The following is an 18,348-nucleotide window of genomic DNA, read 5'->3' on the forward strand; positions in this document are numbered from 1 at the left end:
CGGGCTCGGGACCTCCTCCTCAGGTCACCTACTATCTCAGATAAAGAATGCGGCGGTTCCAGCTTTCGGAGTGGACGTAGCGCACCATGATTTGCACCACGCGGTCGTTGGTATTGGCCGGGACGGTGAAGGGGATGGCCAGCTTGCCATCTTGCACCGCGTAGTAGCCGGATCCATCGAGCTCTTGAAGGTCGGACGTGACGATCTTGACTTCGACTGGCACGCTTCCTTTGCCGTTGCAGAGCACTTGGATCGTATTCTGGTCGCCACGAGCGGTGATGAACGGGGCGGCGAGGCTGGGAATGTCGAGGGTGTAGGGCACCACGAGCAGGGCGCGGCCATCGGCTTTGCCGAGTTGCAGGTTTTTGATCGTGATGGTGCCATCCTTGTTGGTGGTATGGCTCAGCGTCTTGCGTTGCAGGAGGTCGTAGACCTTCACGCTGCCGTTCACCTTCAGGTGCAGGTTCGTGGTTTGAGCGATGCCGTCGGCCTGGGCGGAAGTGTCGGTGCGCAGGTCGTTGACTACGAAGACGTAGCGGGCGTCGCCATCGCGCAGTTCATTGACCACGGCGGAAGTGGTGTCGACCCAGGCGTCGGGGCGGAAGCCAGCCTTGAAGAACGCGCTGCGCAGCACTTGGGCGGCCTTGTAGTAGTCGCTGATGATGCGGGCATCATGCTGGGTGGGCCACCAGCGGGACTGGTTGTCGATCACGAAGAAGTCAGGATCGACCACTTGGGTGTTCGGCAGGGTGGGGAAAGTGTCCCGGGCCTTCTTGTCCATGAAGATGGTGCCGCCGTTCTGGGCGAAGGTCTTCAGCTTGGCGAACACGTCGTCGGGCAGCACCTCGGTGGCGAGGACGAAGACGGCGTCGAAGTCTTCGAGGGCGCCTTCGCGGACGTCGCTGTCGTGCACCGGCTCCCAGGGAATGTTGGCGAGGGCGAGGGCACGCTCACGATACTTCAGCAAGCCCTGGCTGCGCCAGTCGTGCATGTATTCGGAGGCGCGGCCACCACGGTAGAGCCAGGCTGCTTCGCTGTTGATGAAGCCCACCTTGGCGTAGGGGCGCTCCGTATTCGCGATGGCGGGGAAAAGGGGCTTGGCGAGCGTCTCTTGCATGCGCTCCATTTCGGCGATCTGCTCGTTGAAGGCGGCCTGGCGCTCGGGCGAGTTGCTCGGGTCGAGGGCTCGGTCGGTGCCCCAGTGGCCCATGCGGTCGGGGCGGTTGGAGAACACTGTCCAGAACGATTCGCGGAAGATGGCGCGGGAGAGAGGCTCTTCGCTCGCCACAAACTGGAACAGGGCGGAGTTCTTGTGGCCATACTTGCGAGCGCTGTAGCGCATGTCTGCCATGTGGCCGTTGTAGAAGACCGGGTCGTTTTCGCCGCCACCGCCGGTGCGATACCAGAACTCGAGCCAGTCGGCGCCTTCGGGGGCGAATTCGACCGTCATCTCCACTTCCGGGAAGTGCTGGTCGATCGCTTCGCCCAAGGCCTTGTGGATGGGCTGATAGCCGCCGTGGCGCTTCCACCACAGCCAGGTGCGGTAGTGCAGGTTGTTGGCCGAGATCAGGCCCTTGGCCGGCTTTTCCACCGAGGGGTGGTTGAGGTCGAGCTCGGGCACATCGCTGGTGGTAAAGCCAGCGGGGAAGTTCTCATTGGCCTTCAGGTATCCGCGAGCGCGGGCGTCGGCCAAGGCTTCGGGGTTGTAGGCGAGAGGGCCTTCCTTCTTCTCGGTATTGACGAGCAGGTTGTTGAAGGCTTGGTGATCGCCCACGTTGCCCAACTGGTCGAGCACGTAGTTGACGATCACGTCGTGGTAGGTCTGCGAAAAGGGGTTGATGCGGTCCAGCTCCTGACCGTTGACGCCGAGCGTCTGGAATTGCTCATGGGTGCGCAGCTGCGCGACTTCTTCCTTGAAGAGCCCGGTGGTCGAGCCGAGGTGGCCGCCGTGCATGAAGCCCTTGGCCAAGTGCAGGTCGAGCTGCTCGGTCGTGGGGAGCGAAAGGGTGCTCGACCACATCTTGTTCTGGTTGAAGCCCCAGCTGGCGGTCAAGTCGAGCTGGTCGACCTCGAAGCGGTTCCAGGTCTCGTAGGGCAGCTGGGTGATGTGGCGGCTGGGGGCGACGGTCAAGGGCAGCTTGAGCGTCTCGGTGGCGCCGTCATTGAGCTGCATGACCAGCTCCAGCTCGTATTCGCCGGGCTTGAAGTCGGCGGGCTCGAAGGGCAGCTCCACTTGGGTCGTGCTGAGGGCTGCCGCGTCAAAGGCTTGCTTGCCGAGCTGCACCCCGTCGAGCATGGCCGTCATCTGGCCGCTGCGGCGGGAGAGGGAAAGGTTGTCGTAGCTCAGCTTGAGCGTCTGGGCCTGCTCGTCGCGGGCAAAAATGTGGCGGCTCTTCCAGTTGGTGCCGAAGGTGACCTTGGTGCCGTTTTCGCGTTGGATCTTGCGGACTTCCACCCGGGTGAGGCCGTCGCCGGTGGTGGCGGCGGAATTGAAGTTGCCGACCTGGATCACGCCCTGGCCGCGCCAGTCTTCGATGCCGGTGCCTTGGCGGTAGGGCATCACGAAGGGGTTGCAGAGGGCTTGGCCATTGGCGTCGGTGTAGCCGATCTCGATGCGGTCGCCGTAGAAGCTGAGGTTGATGCGGTACCATACGCCCGGCTTGAAGGGCACGCCCCCGAAGTGGGAGCCATCGGTGCCGCCCCATTGGATGCGTTGGCCGTCGCCCGTGAAGCGCACCCAGATGTAGCGCGAGCCAAAGCGGGCGAGCAGGCCGGGGCCTTGGGTGCGGCTGTTCAGCGTGACGGGGTGGGAGAGGCGGAACTCGGCGCTGAAGCTCTTTACGGCGCTGCCGTCGACCGGCACTTCGAAGAAGCTGGTGGCGTAGGCCGGGTTGTAGAGGCCGATGACGCCGTCGGCGGCGTCGAAAGTCGTGCGGCTGAGCTGCTTGCCGAAGTCGATGAATTCGTGGACCATGCCGTCGACCCCCACCAGATCGGGGTGAGCGTAGGCGATCTCGTTGATTTCTTCGGCGGCGGGCACGGGCTCGAGCCCTTCCAGCTTGTAATTGCGAACCTGGACCGTCGTTTCGCCGGCGTTGCAGCTGGCGAGGTGGTTGAAGGCACCGAGGCGCACTTCACCCTGGCCCATCCAGCGGGCAGCTTGCTCGGCATCCTTGAAGGCCAGCTTTTGCGGGCTGTTCAGCGCCATGCCGGTTTCGTTGAAATACTGCAGCTCCAGGCCGTCGTTTTGCCAGGTGATGGCGACCTTGTACCACTGGCCGGGCACAAAGCCGGGGCCACCGTAGTTTTGGCCGAGAGCGCCGGCGTGTTGGATGCGCTGGCCGTCGGGCGAGAAGGCCACGATCAGCTCGTCGTTGCCGAACTTGAGGCGCAGGCCGGGGGAAGTGCCGCGGTAGGGCACGTTCACCGCTTCAGAGAAGCGGAATTCGGCGGAAAGCTGACGGGCCTTGCGGCCGTCGATTTGCGTGGAAAGGTAGTTGGTGCCAAAGTCGCTGGACCGGAGCGCGTAGCCGTTGCCGGAGAGGGGGAGCACTTCGGGCTCGCAAGTCCCAACCGGCGTAGAAGTCCAGGTCACCTGAGTGGAGGCGGTATCAAGCTGCGGTGCTTCCAACCCAACGGTGGCCCCCTGCACGGGCAGGGCGATTAGCATTAAGGTGGTCAGTGACGCTGCAATGCGCGGGATCATGATGATAGTATGTCGCGGAGGAGGAGGAGGAATCTGTCCGTCCCACACTTCAGCCGAAAGGGTCTGTCGTGGGGAACTGTGGTGGCGGTGTCAAAGCCGCTCTCCCTTTCTTTCGGATTCACCTCATTCCCTTAAAGCGCATCGAATCGAGCATTCTAAAATCTCAAAAAGCAACAACTTGCATGCTGCAATGGGGATTTGTTAATAAATTGTAAGCAAAATCCAAAATACGTAGAAGGACTTACGCCTTGTCGGTGTTTGTTTCAGGCTGAACGCATGAATCTGTTCGGAATAAAATCTCAACTGATGCAGTTTGCATTTGACCCTAGCATAGGGCTGATCTCCTAGCTGCACCTTGCGAATCGCCTAAAAAATGCAAAAAAATCGTTCTTGCACGAAAAATGGGCGTGGTGGGTGACAAAGTAACGTTCCAGGGCCTTCGAGAATGATTGATCGGTCTCATCTGGGTGCTGAAAGGCCGCCGGTTTGGGGTGGTCGGTTGCAGGCCGGTGGGCGGGTGACCCGTTTAAAACGACGCAGCGCCGGTGGGTAGACCGGCGCTGCGTCATTGGGAAAATTTAACGATGGAAGGGCAGGAGGCGCTCAGGCTTCCTCGAACTTGCGGTCGAAGAGGTCTGCCAGATCGGCCAACATTTGCTCCGCGCCTTCCCCGCTGGTGGTGAAGCGCAGGTTGGAGCCTTGGCCGGCGGCGAGCATCATCAAGCCCATGATGCTCTTGCCGTTCACCTGCTCGTCGTCCTTCTCCACATACACTTCGGCCGGGTACTTGTTGGCGATCCGGACGATCATCGCGGCGGGGCGGGCGTGAATGCCCATCTTGTTCTTAACCGTTAGTGTAATGGTATGTTCCATGGCTGTCACCGAGGCGAGACGACTTTCGAGGCTACAGCGTGCATGCATGCCGCGCTTTAGCAACGTCAAATTATTGTACAGAGGCTGCAGCCTTCATTCATTGTAGGCGGGTTCGGCCTCAGGGATGAGATCCCTTTGGTAGGACCAGAGGCGCGCGTAGTGGCCGCCGAAGGCGCACAGCTCGTCGTGCGTGCCGCGCTCGATCATGCGGCCACGCTCGAGCACCACAATCTGGTCGGCCTTGCGCACGGTGGAGAGGCGGTGGGCGATCACAAGCACGGTGCGGTCGGCCATGAGGTTTTCGAGGGCCTCCTGGATCAGGCGCTCCGTCAGCGTGTCGACCGAGGCGGTGGCCTCGTCGAGGATGACGAAGGGCGGGTTCTTGAGCAGCACGCGCGCGATGGTCAGGCGCTGCTTCTCCCCCTGCGAGAGGCGGATGCCCTTTTCGCCGATGTTGGTGTCGAGCCCCTCGGGCAGGCGTTCCACAAAATCCCACGCCGCTGCGCCTTCGAGTGCCGCGCGCATCTGGGCCTCGGTCGCCTCCGGGCGGGCCAACAGCAGGTTGTCCTTCACCGTGCCCTCAAAAAGGAAGGGGTCTTGCGCCACGTGGCCGATCTGCCCGTGGATGTCCTTCAGCGACAAGTCGCGGATGTCGACGCCATTGAGCAAAATCCGGCCGCTCGTCACGTCGTAGGCGCGCATGGAGAGGTTGGCCACGGTGCTCTTGCCCGCGCCGGTGTGGCCGACGAGGGCCGTCACCTTGCCGGCGGGGATGGTCAGCTCAAAGCTGTCCAGCACGTCCGGGCGGCCCGGATAGGCAAAGGAGACGTTGTCGTAATGCACTTCCACCTTGCCGCTGGGGAAAGGCTTGGGCTCGGCCGGCTCCTGCACCTCAATCGGCGCATCGAGGATCTCGAACACGCGCTCGCCGCTCGCCTTGCCCGCTGCCAGCAGGTGGTTGATGCCGTGCAGCTGGCCGAGGGGCTGGTAAATCATGTTGGCATACATGAGGAAGCTGACCAGCTGCGGCATGCCAAAGCTGCCGTCGCCGCTGATCATGAGGTAGCCGCCGACCGCGATCACGCTGCCGGTGCCGAGCTTCGTCATGATGTTGGTAAAGGGGCTGTACTTCGCCCAACGGTACATCGCGCGCAGGGTGGCGTCGCGCAGGCTCTCGGCCTTGTCGTTGAAGCGGCGACTCTCGCGGTCTTGCAGGGCGAAGGTCTGGATCAGGCGATTGCCCTGGATGTCTTCGACCAGCAGGCTGTTGAGGTCGCCCGACGACTCGCGCACCTGCTTCCACACCTTGCGGGAGTTGCGCGCGTAGAAAATGCCGATCACCAGCAGCAGCGGCACCGGCAGGAAGACGAACCACGCCAGAAACGCATTGGTGTAAAAGAGCATCGCCGTGACGCCGATCAACATCACGATCGCCTGGCTGCCCTGTTCGGTGCCATCCAGCAACGCGCGCTCGACCGAGGCCACGTCTTCGATCACGCGGCTGGAGATCTCGCCGCTCTTGCGCTGGTCGTAAAACGAGACCGGCAGGTGCAACAGCTTCTGGTGCAGATCGCTCCGCATATCCAGCAACACCTTCTGCTCCAGCGTATTGTTGATCGCGATGCGCAGGCCGTTGAAGATTTCGCTGCCCACATAGAGCGCGACGATAATAACGGTTCCCGTGATCAACCCGCTATAGTCCTGCGTGTCCGCAATGTTCTGCAGGATCGCCTCGACCACCTTGGGCACGGCGATCATCAGCCCGACCATGCCCACGGCCAGCGCCATGGTGCCCCAAAACAGCCCGGGATAGCGAAAAAGGTATTTGGAAACCCGCCAGATTACCTTGCCGGATTTCTTCTGCTCAGCCTCGTCCATCCTTTAACCTCAAACACTTGTTCGGCCCCATGGCAAGAATCGGTCTCAATTTGCTCCAACTCCGGGCCGCGATCGGTAAAATAGTCTGCGCTTCCCGGTTGCGTGCGACGGGCAAGGCCACAAAATACGTGGGGTTATGGACGTGCCCTATCACACGACGGATGTCTTTGGCGTATCGCACATGGCCCCGGATGAGGACCAGATGCGCGAGGTGCTGGAGTCGCTGGAGGATGCCGATTTTGGCGAACACCCCTACGTCAGCCTTACCCATTCGACCGGCTGGACGCTCAGCTACTACGAAAGCGGCGTCCTGCTCTGGGAAAACCTCTCCGACGACGAAGACGACGACACCCCGAGCCAGCCCCAGCGCTACCTGCGCAACGTCTCCCCCGAAGCCGCCTTGCGCTACTGGACCCAACTGGCCGAAGGCCGCCTCCGCGACCTGCAACGCCTCCAATGGCAACGCCATGCCCCCAGCGAAGAAGAAGAAGAGTAGGGAAGCGGAAGGGGATATTTTACCAGAAAAGGCAGAGAAGAGGGTCAGGAAAGCGATGGAAGCTCCCCCGTTCTCTGGTGTCTCCCCTTCTTATAGAATTGGGCATAATCCCAAACCCCTTTATAGAGTTTTAATGAGAATCCAGAATCATCTCGATTGTCGCCTGCTTTCCTGACCCTCTTCTCTGCCTTTTCTGGTCAGAATTTCCGCCCCATTCGCCTACCCGCGCAGCTTTTTGAGTTCGCGTTCGACGCTGTCGCTGAGGGCGGGTTCGAGTTCGCGGGCCTGCACGAGACTGGCGCGGGCGGCTTCATGCTGGTCGAGAGCGGAGAGAATCTGTCCAAGGCGCCAATGGGCGGCGCCTTCGCTCGGCATCATCAGGGCGATGGGCAGTTGCAAACCCAGGTAGTGCTCCAGGTGCTGGCGGCCCTTGTCGAGCTCCTGGCCGGAGAGGGCGCTGAGGCGGCCCGATTGATACAAGGCCAGCGGGTTGTCCGGCGAGGCGGCGATGACCTCGTCCAGGTTTTGGCGCGCCTCGTCGAAGCGCTTCTGCTCGATGGCAGTGAGGCCGCTCATCAGCTTGGCCTCCAGCGGATCAAGCTCCTGCAGGCGCTCCATCGTGCTGGCGGCCTTGTCCTTGCTGCCGCCGGCGATGCCCGGCGCGAGCAGGTAAAACTGCTGCAGCCCGCGCAATGCATCCTGATTCTTCGGGTCGAGCGCGAGCGTCTGCTGAAAGGCTGCCTGCAAGCCGCGCGCGACCCCCATCTTTTGCATCATGCCCACCTCGTCGACCCGCTCCACGTAGGCGTAGCCGAGGGTGGCAAAATATTGGGCCTTCGATGCGTCCAGCTCGGTTGCGAGCTTGGCGTTGTCGACGGCGGCTTCGCCGTCGCCCCGGGCCAGAGCCATCAGGGCCAGCCAATAGCACGCTTCTGCATCCTGCTGCTCCGCCAGTTCCTGCACGGCCGGCTCGGCTTCGCGCCATTGCGGCGAATTGAGCACCGGGTGCAGCTGTTCCCAGGTCGGCAAGTCTTTGGCGAGGAGGGGGCAGACGCCGGCCAGGGCGAGCAGAAGGGTAAAAACGATCTTCATACGGGCAAGCTAGCAGCAACAACGCCAGATTCCCCTCGCGCGTCAAGGGCGAGGCGCGACAGGGAAGGCGAGGGTAGCTGTATAAACGCCAGTGCGCCTACGGACGTTGCAGGCGGGGGATCAACTCGTCGATGCGCACGTGGTCGTGGATCAAGTCCTTGATGATCGGGATCTTGTCGGCGTCTTCCGGCTGCGTCTTGACCGTCATCGAGTGAATCTTGGAGGCCACGGCGTAGCTTTCCTCACTGCTGATCACCAGCGGCACCTCCGTCTGCGAGAACATCTCCATCAGCTTGGGGTGGGGCAGCAGGTTGCGCGTCAGGATGACGCCCGAGACCGGGCGGCGACCGGAAATGCCAGCGGCGGCGATGGTCGCGAGCAGGATGTCGTCGCGGTCGCCCGGGGTGATGATCAGCGTGCCGGGGCGCAGGTAATCGACTACGCCCTTGGCCGCCATCGCGCCCACGACGACTTGCTTGATGCGCTCGTGGCGGCCCGTGTCGCGTGCATTGAGCCAGCGGCCATTCACCTCTTCCACGATCTGGCTGAGGTTGGGCGCGGCCAACTGCGGCTGGGTGGGGATGACGCCGAGCAGGGGCACGCCGATGCGCTCCAGCGCCTTGCGGGTGTAGTGCTCGATCACGTCCAGCTTGTCGGGCAGCACCTTGTTGATGATCGCGCCGACCACCTCCACGCCGTAGCGGTCGAAAAGGCTCTTGTTCAGCGCGATCTCGTCGACCGGCTTGCCGATGCCGCCCCGGCTTACGATCACGGCCTTGGCCCCGAGCAGTCGGGCCACCTGGGCGTTGGAAAGGTCGCAGATGGCACCCACGCCGGCGTGGCCCGAGCCCTCGATGATCACGGCATCCTTCTCATACGTCGCACGGTCGAAGGCGCGTACAATGCGGTCGACGAGCTGCGGGTGGATGTTCTCCGGATCGTCGAGGTAGCGGCGGGTAAAAGTCGTGTCGATGGCGACCGGGCTCATGGCCTCGATCGGCACCTCCACGCGGTAGATGTGGTTGAGCAGAAACGAGTCTTCGTCGATCTTCAGGCCTTCGACCTCGATGAAGCGCTGGCCGATGGGCTTGATGTAGGCCACGCGCTTGAAGTGCTGCTCCAGTGCGTTGAAGAGGCCGAGGCAGGTCGTGGTCTTGCCGTCGTTCTGGCGGGTGGCGGCCACGAAGAGCCGGGGGATCTCGCGATTGAGCGGGGTGAGCTGCAGCGCCTGGCTAGGCTGGCGCGGAAACCCGCCGTCCGGCGAGTAATAGCTGAGTCGAGCGGTGTCCACGGAGGTGGTGGGACTGGGTTTCTTGGGATCGCGGGCCGTTTCGCCGGAAGACATCATGAACCTTCAGTAAGGACGGTTTCAGAATCGTTGGAATAAAGCAGGCGTCGGTCGATGGACTGGCACGCGGCCACCACCGCCGTCCCGAAGATGTCGTAGGCGTGGGCGCCCCGGCTGATCTCGGCGCAAGGCTTGTCCAGGCCGATGATGAGCTGCCCGTAGGTGCGGGCGCCCGCCACCAGCTGGATCATCTTGGAGGCGATGTTGCCAGAGTTGAGGTCGGGGAACACCAGCACATTGGCGCGCCCCGCCACCGGGTCGTCCGGCAGGCCCTTTTGGCCCGCCACGAGCGGGCTCAGGGCGGCGTCGAGCTGCAGCTCGCCCTCGATCTGGCAGCGCAGGCCCAGCGCGTCGGCCCGCTTGCGCGCGATGTCCCGCGCCTCCCGGATCTTGGAAATCGACGGGTGCACGATCTTTTGCGCATGGGTGGCAAAGCTCAGCATGGCCACCCGAGGCTCCTCGTTGGTCAAGTGGTGGGCGATGCGCGCGGTGGAGACGGCGATGTCGGCCAGTTGCTCGACCGTCGGCTCCGGGATCACGCCGCAGTCCGCGAGGAAGAGCAGCCCGTTGAGCCCGAAATTCGGGTTTTCCTGGTCGAGGATCAGCATCGAGGAGGCGCTCTTGACGCCCTTTTGCGTCGGGATAAACCGGAAGAGCGAGCGCAGGCCGCTGGAGGCCGACATGGTGGCGCCGGCCACGAGTGCGTCGACGCGGTGGTTTTCCAGCATCAGCGCGGCAAAGTTGTGCCGGTCGAGCAGGATGCTCCGCTTCTCATCCTCCGTGGCCTCCGCATACTTGGGATGCTGGTCGATCATCGGGCGGAAGATCTCGAAGTCTTCGCTCCGGTCGGGCTCCAGGATGCGGATGCCGTCGAGGCGGATGTCGAGACGCCGTGCGCGCTCCTTGATCTCGGCCCGGTCGCCGAGGAGGACGGGTACGCCGCAACGCCGCGTCACAAACTGGCGCGCGGTCTGGATGATCCGGGGGTCGTGCCCTTCCGGGAAGACCACACGCTTGGGGTGACGCTGCAGCTTGCCGAGGAGTTGGTCTATGAGGCCCATCGGTAATTGGCGGCAGACAAAATGGTGAGGTGAGCCTGTGGGCTAAGGCCCTCGGTCTCAAGTGGAAAGTCGTACATGGGAGAATCTTCGAGATGTAAAAAGCCCCTGTCCGAAGACCGGCGCAGGGGCTAGCGAACGAAGGGCCGCTTATGCGCGGCAGGGCTGGGCGAGACCACGCTGGAACACCTCGGCGCGCCAGATTTCGCGCGCGTCGCGGCTCAGCCCTTCGACTTCGACGGCCAGGAGTTGGCGGTCGCTCAAGTGGCGGTAGAGCAGGCGCAGGTATTCCTTGTCGATGGGGGTCTCGCGCAGGTTCTCCCAGATGGATTTTACAAAATGCAGCATCATGATGACGAATATTCTAACGTTTGAGGGCGCCGGTTTCAGTGAGGCGCCCTATGCACTGCAGCCGGGCGGGGCTGCGCCGTCGTCATGCTGCGTGCGGCGGCCCCACTATCGGGCAGGCGCGCTTGTGCCAATCGGTCAGCCAGCGATGGCTGCCATCCAAAAAGGTGCTCGGCTGGGCGGGCAGGGCCGCCCAGGTAGGGCGTTGGGCAGGCGATACATCGTCGCCTCCCGCGACAAACCAGTCGTCTTCGGCCGTTTTGCTGCTGGCGGTGCCCAGCTCGCTGCAAGTCGCCTGCCGGGCCACGCAGGCCGCCGTGTCGGAGGCTCCCGGCAACAGGATAGGCCCTTGCGCAGAGGAAAGCTCCGCATGAGCTGCTTCCGGCCCCAGCAGGAGCAGCGTCCACCACAACCAGACTTGAAGTAGGGTGCCGATGGGGACCATTGTCGCCGAAACCGCCCGGGAGTCAATCGCCGCCGCTCCAGGCCGGGCATTTTGCGCAATAATGACCGTGTTTAGCGTCCCTGCCACGCTTTCTCCCTTGTTTCAGGGATTCTGTGCGAGCTGCAGATGCGTTATTATTAGCAGGCCTCATGCAGGTTGTTAGGTGCGGCCCGCCAGTGCCCCCCCATTACGCTGGCCAGCCCGACCCCGGCTCATCCGCACCCCATCCCCCAAAAGAGCTTCCGCCCCCCCCGGAAGAACGGCCCGGCGCGCCCAAATCTGCGTATCCGGCCCGTTTCGTTACCGAACACTCCCAAACCCCACCTATGAACTCCAAAAAACTACTGCCCAGCCTCCTCGCCCTCTCCTTGCTCCCGCTCGGGCTGCAAGGGCAAAGAGAGATGGAGAAGCTGGATCGTGGCGTCGTGGCCGTCCGCACCGGCTCCAGCGCCACCTTTATCAGCTGGCGCGTGCTCGGCCTGGATGCCTCCAGCACCCAGTACAACCTCTACCGCTCGACCAACGGCGGCCCGGCGGTGAAGCTCAACGGCTCGCCCCTGCAGGTCAGCAATTATACCGACACCTCGGCCCCCACCAGCTCGGCCTACACCTATACCGTGCGGCCCGTCGTCGGCGGGGTGGAGCAGGCTTCGAGCGTGCCGTTTACCCTCTCGGCCAACGGCCCCTACGAGCCGGCGGTGCGCATCCCCGTGCGCAACCTGCCGGGCTACACCGTGCACTTCGTATGGGTGGGCGACCTCGACGGCGATGGCGAATACGATTACATCCTCGACCGCCTGCCGTCCGACACGGTCAACAGCCAGAAGCTCGAAGCCTACACCCGAACCGGCGAACTGCTGTGGGTCGTCGACCTCGGGCCCGGCAGCGTCGCCCCCAATAACATCGAGCCCGGCCCCTCCGCCATCGACGTGGGCCACTGGGACGGGGTGACAGTCTACGACCTCGATGGCGACGGGCGGGCGGAAGTCGCGCTGCGCACCGCCAATGGCGTCGTTTTTGGCGACGGCAGCACGCTCTCCGGCCTCGGCAACAACGTGCAGGCCCTCTCGATCCTCAACGGCCTGACCGGCGCCGAGCGGGCGCGCGCCACCCTGCCGCAAGACTACCTCAGCGATGGCCCGCTGGCGGCACACCTAGGCATCGGCTACCTCGACGGCAACGCCCCCAGCGTGGTGGCCAAGCTCAAGAACCGCATCGGCTCCGGCGCCTTCAACCTCATGGTGGTGGCCTATGACTTCGAGGCCGACAACAGCCTCTCGCAGCGCTGGAAGTGGAACCGGGGCTCGACAGACGCCCCCGACTTCCACCAGATCCGCCTCTTCGACGTGAATGGCGACGGCACGGATGAGTTTTCCGACGGCGGCTACGTGCTCAACGCCAACGGTACCTTCCGCTACAAGACGGGCGGCTCCAGCGCCGGGGTCGTCCATGGCGATCGCTTCCACTTTGGCGACCTCAACCCCAACCGGCCCGGCCTCGAAGGGTTCGCCATCCAGCAAGACAACGCCAACGGCCTGCACTACCTCGTATTCGATGCCTCTTCCGGCTCCCCCATCCACCTGCACTGGGGCTCGCCCGAAGACACCGCGCGCGGCGTAGTGGCCGACATCGACCCAAACTACCCCGGCTACGAATACTGGTCGTTCCACGGCTACCACCGCATCGACACCGGAGCGACCGTCCACGCCACCACTCCGTGGCCCAACTTCCGCATCTGGTGGGATGGCGACTTGCTCAGCGAGACCCTCAACGACGGCAAGGTGGAGAAATACAACGCCTCGAACCACACCATCTCGCGCCTCTTCACCGTGGGCAGCACCTCCAGCGGGGTGGGCGGGCAGACGAGCCACCGCGGCGCGCCCTTCTTCTACGGCGACATCCTGGGCGACTGGCGGGAGGAGATTGTGTCGTTCAACAGCAATTACACGCAGCTGATCATCTGCACCACGCCGACCCCCACCAGCACGCGCCTCTATACGCTCGCCCACAACCCGGCCTACCGGGTCGACATGACGGTGAAGGGCTACATGCAGTCGCACCAGCCCGACTATTACCTCGGCACGGGCATGAGCACCCCGCCCACGCCCAACATCGCCTACGTCCCGCTGACCTTGCAGGCCGAGCTGAACACGAGTGTCGGCGGTGGGGCTGTCGTCACCAACAACCGCAACCACTACACCGGCACGGGCTTCGTCGATTTCAATAGCTCGGGCGGCAGCGTGCAGTGGGCTCGCGTCAACGGTAGCGGCGGGGGCACTAAGACCCTGCGCTTCCGCTATGCCAATGGCAGCGCCGGCACCCGCACAGGCCAGCTCACGGTCAACGGCAGCACTCAGTCGATCAGCTTCCCTTCCACCGGCGGCTGGACGAATTGGGCGACGCTCGACGTGGCGGTGCCGCTCAACCCAGGGGCGGTCAACACCGTGCGCGTGCAGTCCACCGGGCAAGACCTCGCCAATATCGACTACCTCGCCATCCCCTGATCGGCGGGTAACGGATCTGCACGGCCCTGTCGCGAGGCAGGGCCGTTTTTTTGTTTCGCATTTTCCGCTGGGCGAGGGAGCGCGCGTCGCGTATCACCAGCGTTTGTGTGTGCGCGCCTTCGTAGCATCTCGATTGTCAGCCTCGCCACCTCGGCCAGCCGCGTGCTGGGCCTGCTGCGCGACGTCTGCCTGTTTGCCTTCCTCGGCACGGGGCCGGTCAGCTCGGCCTTCATCCTGGCCTTTACGCTGCCCAACCTCTTCCGCCGGTTGCTGGGCGAGGGCGCGCTGACCTCCGCCGTGGTGCCCGTGCTCTCCCGCAAGCTGGAGCAGGACGGGCCCGCCGCGCAGGACGCCTTGCTCAATGCCGTCCTGCGGCGGCTGGCGGTGGTGTTGTGCGGGCTCTCGGTGCTGATGGCGCTCGGTTGGCTGGCGTTGCCGCTGATTCCGGGGCTGGCGGAGCGCTGGTACCTCAGCAGCGGCTATGGTGTCGTGCTGACGCCCTACCTGATCCTGATCTGTCTGGCGGCCATCCTCAGCGCGGCCCTCAATGTGCGGGAGCGTTTTTTCGTGCCCGCGATGTCGCAGGTATGGCTCAACCTCAGCATGATTGCGGCGCTGGGCGGCCTCGGCTGGGCCTTTGGCGACACGCCGGAGCAGCGCGCGTGGTGGCTCAGCGGCGGGGTGCTGGTCGGCGGCATCCTCCAGTGGCTGACTCCTTGGCTCGACCTGCAAAAGGCGGGCTGGGATCGCACGGCAGGGCGCGGTGAAAAGACCGACTTGCGCCCGGTGTGGAACCTCTTCCTGCCGGGGGTCTTCGGCGCGGCCATCTTTCAGGTCAACGTGCTGGTTTCGCGGCTGCTCGCGTTCAGCCTCAACGACCAGGCCACGGGCATTCTCTACCTCGCCAACCGGCTGATCGAGCTGCCGCTGGGCGTGTTTGCGGTCGCGGTCAGCACCGTGCTCTTCCCGGAGCTGGCGCGCTACGCCGCCCGCGAAGACGGTCAGGAAGCCTTTGCGGAGGGCTACCACCACGGGTGGCGGCTCATCATGCTCATCACGGTGCCGGCCGCACTAGGCCTGGCGGTGCTGGCCGAGCCGATCCTCAGCGCCCTGTTTGCCTGGGGCCTCTTCGGTGCCGACGACGTGGCCGCAACGGTGCTGCCCCTGCAGATTTTCGCCATCGCGGTGCCGTTTTACTCCTGGGCCACGCTGGCGACCCGTGCGTTCCACGCCCAGCAAGACATGCGGACGCCCGTGCGGCTGGCGGTGCTCAACCTCGTGCTCAACCTCGGCCTCAGCCTCGCGTTGATGGGGCCGCTCGGCACCCCCGGCCTTGCGCTGGCCAACCTGCTGACGAGTGTCGTGCACTGCCTGCTGCTCGCCTGGCTGCTGCGTCGCTACCGGGTGGCGCTCGTCACCCCCGCCACCGGCTGGGCCGCCGTGAAGATCATGGCCGCCGGCGCGGTGATGGTTGCGGCGATCTACTTTGCCGAACCCATCGGCACGGGCCTGGTGGGTGGCCTGCTGCAGGCGCTGAAGCTCGGGACCGAGCCCAAGCTGCTCGACGCCGGCCTCATCGCACTACTCATCCCGCTGGGCATGGCCCTTTATTTCGCCACGCTCTTCCTCCTCCGCGAGACGGAGCTACACGCGCTCTTTGCCGCCGTGCGCAAAAAGCTTGGGCGATAGCGCAGGGCCCGCTACTTCCCCGCTTGTGCCTTCGCCATCTTCTCCAGCTTGGGCTTGATGACGTAGACGCTGTAGGGGTGGTTCGGGTTGTTGGCGTAAAAGTCCTGGTGGTAGTCTTCAGCCGGGTAGAAGTCCGTCATCGGCTTGATCTCGGTGACGATCTTGCTCTTGAAGCTGGCCTGCGCGTCTTTGAGCGACTTTTCCGCGATTTCCTTCTGCTGATCGTTGTGGTAGAGGATGATCGAGCGGTATTGCGGGCCCACGTCGGCCCCTTGGCGGTTGAGCGTCGTCGGGTCGTGCGCCTGCCAGAAGAGGTGAAGGATCTCTTCGTAGGAAATCGTTTCGGGGTCGAAGGTGATCTGCGTCACTTCGGCGTGGCCGGTGGTGCCGGAAGTCACTTGCTTGTAGGTGGGGTGGTCGACATGGCCGCCGGCATAGCCGCTGACGACCGAGGTGACGCCCTTGATCGGCTGATAGACGGCCTCGGTGCACCAGAAGCAGCCGCCGCCGATGGTGGCGACTTCGTAGCGGGAGAGATCGGGTTCGGTCTGGTCGGAAGGTTTCATCTGCGCGTTGAGTTCCGGGCTGGAAAACGCAGGATAGACCAAAACTCCGATCAGCGCGACCAGCGTCACGATTTCGAGCGGCAATCTCCAACTGGGCAACTTCATGATGCTACGATACAACCCCATTCTTTGGAATTCGTCTCAACTTCGGAGCAGCGGCGCAAAGGCAGGATGGGTTGCAGCTTGTCGGGGTTTTCGGCAGCACCGAATTTTGAACGCAGCCCTGGGCACAATTCGGGTGGGCGGGAGCCCCCAAAGGCGTATAATGACACCGTAATCCGAACGACCCATGCCTTCCCACTACCACATGATGGCCCGCGCCATCGAGCGCCTGGCCGAGACCGACGCGGAGCAGCTGCCGATGGAGACGGTGGCCGCAGAGCTGGGCCTGAGCCGCGCCCATTTTCAACGGCTGTTTGTCGACTACGTGGGCCTCAGCCCGCACCGCTACCGCCAGTATCTGCATCTGGAGGGCGCGAAAGCCGACTTGCGGGCAGGTGGCAGCGTGTTGGAGGCGGCGCTGGCGAACGGCTTTTCCGGCCCCGGTCGCCTGCACGATACGCTGGTTCAGTTCGAGAGCATGACGCCGGGCGAGTTCAAGCAAGGCGGGCTGCCGCTGGTCTGGGGCGTGCACGAGTCGATCTTTGGCGCGTATCTGCTGGCCCTGTCGCCGCGCGGGATTTCGGCGCTGTTCTTCCTGGAAAACGCGGAAGCAGTGGAAGCCGCTCTGGCTGCCTTGAGTCGCCAATACCCGGAGGCAGCCCTGCGCCATGCGCCTGCCGAGACCGCGCCCGTAGCGGCCCGACTCTTCTGCCTCGCTGAGGGTGGCGACCCGGCCCCGCTGCGCTTGTGGGTGCGGGGGACCAATTTTCAGGTGCAAGTGTGGCGGGCACTCTTGCGCATCCCTACCGGCAGCTGCGTCAGCTACCGGCAACTGGCCGCGAGCTTGGGGCGCCCCAGTGCCAGCCGTGCGGTGGGGCAGGCGGTGGGGGCCAATCCCATCTCGTGGCTCATCCCCTGCCACCGGGTATTGCGAGGCACCGGCGGGCTCAGTGGGTATCGCTGGGGCCCCGAGCGCAAGCGTCGCCTGCTGGCCTGGGAGCTGGCCCAAGAAAACGTCGCCCAACTGAAGCCAGCGGGCGACGACGAAATCTTCGCAGGTGCGAAAAGGATGCTGCCGTAGTCTTTAGTTCAGGCTGGCCTGGCGGGAGGACAGTTGCTGGAGGCGCTGCTGAGCGTGGGTGGAGCCTTCGCGGGAGGCGCGGCGATACCACGACTGGGCTTCGGAGAGGCTGCGGTCGACGCCCTGGCCCAGCTCGTAGAGGCGGCCGATGCAATACATCGCACCCTCGTGGCCCTTGTCGGCTGCTTCGCGGTAGAGCTTCATGGCGCGCTTCACATCGCGCTGCACGCCCTGACCGTTTTCGTAGCGGTAGGCGAGGTTGAAGAGGCTGGTCGAGTGGCCGAGCTTGGCGGCCTTCTCATAATATTCCACTGCCTTGGCCTCGTCCTTCTCCACCCCAAAACCGGCGGAGTAGGCGTAGCCGAGGTTGTTCAGCGCGTTGGCCTGGTCTTGCTCGGCGGCGCGTTGATACCAGTAGACGGCGGTCTTGGCGTTTTGCTCCACGCCGTCGCCCATCTGATACATCACGCCCAGGTTGTATTGGGCGTCGCCAAAGTCCTGATCCGCCGCACGCACAAACCAGTCGAAGGCGCGCTTCGGCTCCGGCAACACGTCGCCGAGGCCGTGGTAATAAATCTCACCCACGCGGTTCTGGGCGATCGCGCTGCCCGCGTCGGCCAGCTCGCGGTTGGTGGCAAGGCCGAGCAGGGAGTAGGCGATGCGGTAATCGAAATCCCCTTCCTCATTGGGGCGGAAGTAGACGATCTTGCGCACTTCGCGGTCATTGCGCTGGGCTTCTTCGAAGCGGTTGCGCTCCTGCGTGGCGGCTTCGACGGCGGAGGGGGTCAGCTTGGCGTCGGTGCTGTGGAGCACGTGCACCATGCCCTTCACCTTGCCCTGGTCGTCCACATCGTAGGAGAGGAGGACGAATTCCTGGCCTTCGGAGGGCGGCTGAAAGCCGAGGCGTTCGAAGGTGGCGTCGCTCCAGTTGGCTTTGGCTGCGGTCTGCGGGGCCTCCTGCGCGTCGCTTTGCGTGGTGGCCGGGGCGGCGTAGCCGCAGCTGAGGGCCAGAAGGAGGGAACCGAGTAGACTGAGTCGTTGCTTCATGAGAAAGGTTGAATCGTTTCTTTGCGACTGGCGGGGCCCGTCGCGGGTGGCAGGATAGGGGCGGGAGGAAGTCCCGCGAGCGTTGCGATCCCCTAGAGAGGATCCGTGTAGTTGT

At 63.9% G+C, this 18,348-nt stretch carries 14 protein-coding genes; 4 read left to right on the top strand and 10 right to left on the bottom strand.

Going from position 1 to position 18,348, the window contains the following annotated elements; genetic code table 11:
- Nucleotides 1-31 precede the first annotated feature (31 nt).
- The 3 genes from Q7P63_02150 to Q7P63_02160 all read right to left on the bottom strand — a co-directional run bounded on the left by Q7P63_02150 (nucleotide 32) and on the right by Q7P63_02160 (nucleotide 6,457).
- Nucleotides 32-3,670, bottom strand: coding sequence for a hypothetical protein (locus tag Q7P63_02150; GenBank protein ID MDP0498878.1), 3,639 nt, complete (start codon nucleotides 3,668-3,670; stop codon nucleotides 32-34).
- A gap of 639 nt (nucleotides 3,671-4,309) precedes the next feature.
- On the bottom strand, nucleotides 4,310-4,579 hold the full coding sequence (locus Q7P63_02155) for an HPr family phosphocarrier protein (protein MDP0498879.1): 270 nt from the start codon (nucleotides 4,577-4,579) through the stop codon (nucleotides 4,310-4,312).
- Between the two features lie 93 nt (nucleotides 4,580-4,672).
- Entirely contained in the window at nucleotides 4,673-6,457 is a 1,785-nt protein-coding gene (locus Q7P63_02160; GenBank protein MDP0498880.1) for an ABC transporter ATP-binding protein, read from the bottom strand.
- A gap of 136 nt (nucleotides 6,458-6,593) precedes the next feature.
- Here Q7P63_02160 and Q7P63_02165 point away from each other — a divergent pair, with 136 nt between their 5' ends.
- Complete coding sequence (locus Q7P63_02165; GenBank protein MDP0498881.1) at nucleotides 6,594-6,953, top strand: hypothetical protein; 360 nt, start codon at nucleotides 6,594-6,596, stop codon at nucleotides 6,951-6,953.
- Nucleotides 6,954-7,172: 219 nt separating this feature from the next.
- Here Q7P63_02165 and Q7P63_02170 read toward each other — a convergent pair whose 3' ends face one another.
- The 5 genes from Q7P63_02170 to Q7P63_02190 all read right to left on the bottom strand — a co-directional run bounded on the left by Q7P63_02170 (nucleotide 7,173) and on the right by Q7P63_02190 (nucleotide 11,244).
- Nucleotides 7,173-8,045, bottom strand: coding sequence for a tetratricopeptide repeat protein (locus Q7P63_02170; GenBank protein MDP0498882.1), 873 nt, complete (start codon nucleotides 8,043-8,045; stop codon nucleotides 7,173-7,175).
- A 97-nt stretch (nucleotides 8,046-8,142) separates the two neighbouring features.
- The gene (locus Q7P63_02175) at nucleotides 8,143-9,336 is read right to left on the bottom strand and encodes an AAA family ATPase (protein MDP0498883.1); all 1,194 of its coding nucleotides are present in this window, start codon (nucleotides 9,334-9,336) and stop codon (nucleotides 8,143-8,145) included.
- Nucleotides 9,337-9,389: 53 nt separating this feature from the next.
- Nucleotides 9,390-10,454, bottom strand: coding sequence for a phosphate acyltransferase (locus tag Q7P63_02180; protein ID MDP0498884.1), 1,065 nt, complete (start codon nucleotides 10,452-10,454; stop codon nucleotides 9,390-9,392).
- 147 nt (nucleotides 10,455-10,601) lie between these two features.
- Nucleotides 10,602-10,802: a hypothetical protein gene (locus Q7P63_02185; GenBank protein MDP0498885.1), complete on the bottom strand. Its 201-nt coding sequence runs from the start codon at nucleotides 10,800-10,802 to the stop codon at nucleotides 10,602-10,604.
- A gap of 82 nt (nucleotides 10,803-10,884) precedes the next feature.
- A complete protein-coding gene (locus Q7P63_02190) occupies nucleotides 10,885-11,244 on the bottom strand; it encodes a hypothetical protein (protein ID MDP0498886.1) in 360 nt (119 codons plus the stop codon).
- 326 nt (nucleotides 11,245-11,570) lie between these two features.
- On the opposite strand from Q7P63_02190, the gene Q7P63_02195 reads away from it, so the two are divergent.
- Nucleotides 11,571-13,748 carry a carbohydrate-binding protein gene (locus Q7P63_02195; protein MDP0498887.1) on the top strand — a complete coding sequence of 726 codons (2,178 nt, stop codon included), beginning with the start codon at nucleotides 11,571-11,573 and terminating at the stop codon, nucleotides 13,746-13,748.
- Nucleotides 13,749-13,853: 105 nt separating this feature from the next.
- Complete coding sequence (gene murJ / locus Q7P63_02200) at nucleotides 13,854-15,437, top strand: murein biosynthesis integral membrane protein MurJ (protein ID MDP0498888.1); 1,584 nt, start codon at nucleotides 13,854-13,856, stop codon at nucleotides 15,435-15,437.
- An 11-nt stretch (nucleotides 15,438-15,448) separates the two neighbouring features.
- Here the strand turns inward: murJ and msrA are convergent, their stop codons facing one another.
- Entirely contained in the window at nucleotides 15,449-16,003 is a 555-nt protein-coding gene (gene msrA, locus Q7P63_02205) for a peptide-methionine (S)-S-oxide reductase MsrA (protein MDP0498889.1), read from the bottom strand.
- A 289-nt stretch (nucleotides 16,004-16,292) separates the two neighbouring features.
- Here msrA and Q7P63_02210 point away from each other — a divergent pair, with 289 nt between their 5' ends.
- On the top strand, nucleotides 16,293-17,186 hold the full coding sequence (locus Q7P63_02210; GenBank protein MDP0498890.1) for a methylated-DNA--[protein]-cysteine S-methyltransferase: 894 nt from the start codon (nucleotides 16,293-16,295) through the stop codon (nucleotides 17,184-17,186).
- Between the two features lie 3 nt (nucleotides 17,187-17,189).
- Here Q7P63_02210 and Q7P63_02215 read toward each other — a convergent pair whose 3' ends face one another.
- Nucleotides 17,190-18,233, bottom strand: coding sequence for a tetratricopeptide repeat protein (locus tag Q7P63_02215; protein MDP0498891.1), 1,044 nt, complete (start codon nucleotides 18,231-18,233; stop codon nucleotides 17,190-17,192).
- Nucleotides 18,234-18,348 lie beyond the last annotated feature (115 nt).

The organism is Verrucomicrobiota bacterium JB022, assembly GCA_030673845.1.
Classification (GTDB): Bacteria; Verrucomicrobiota; Verrucomicrobiia; order Opitutales; family Oceanipulchritudinaceae; genus WOUP01.

Coding starts and splice junctions, on each gene's coding strand:
- Q7P63_02150 (MDP0498878.1), bottom strand. CDS start 3,670: ATGCTAATCGCCCTGCCCGTGCAGGGGGCCACCGTTGGGTTGGAAGCA.
- Q7P63_02155 (MDP0498879.1), bottom strand. CDS start 4,579: ATGGAACATACCATTACACTAACGGTTAAGAACAAGATGGGCATTCAC.
- Q7P63_02160 (MDP0498880.1), bottom strand. CDS start 6,457: ATGGACGAGGCTGAGCAGAAGAAATCCGGCAAGGTAATCTGGCGGGTT.
- Q7P63_02165 (MDP0498881.1), top strand. CDS start 6,594: ATGGACGTGCCCTATCACACGACGGATGTCTTTGGCGTATCGCACATG.
- Q7P63_02170 (MDP0498882.1), bottom strand. CDS start 8,045: ATGAAGATCGTTTTTACCCTTCTGCTCGCCCTGGCCGGCGTCTGCCCC.
- Q7P63_02180 (MDP0498884.1), bottom strand. CDS start 10,454: ATGGGCCTCATAGACCAACTCCTCGGCAAGCTGCAGCGTCACCCCAAG.
- Q7P63_02185 (MDP0498885.1), bottom strand. CDS start 10,802: ATGATGCTGCATTTTGTAAAATCCATCTGGGAGAACCTGCGCGAGACC.
- Q7P63_02190 (MDP0498886.1), bottom strand. CDS start 11,244: ATGGTCCCCATCGGCACCCTACTTCAAGTCTGGTTGTGGTGGACGCTG.
- Q7P63_02195 (MDP0498887.1), top strand. CDS start 11,571: ATGAACTCCAAAAAACTACTGCCCAGCCTCCTCGCCCTCTCCTTGCTC.
- msrA (MDP0498889.1), bottom strand. CDS start 16,003: ATGAAACCTTCCGACCAGACCGAACCCGATCTCTCCCGCTACGAAGTC.
- Q7P63_02210 (MDP0498890.1), top strand. CDS start 16,293: ATGCCTTCCCACTACCACATGATGGCCCGCGCCATCGAGCGCCTGGCC.
- Q7P63_02215 (MDP0498891.1), bottom strand. CDS start 18,233: ATGAAGCAACGACTCAGTCTACTCGGTTCCCTCCTTCTGGCCCTCAGC.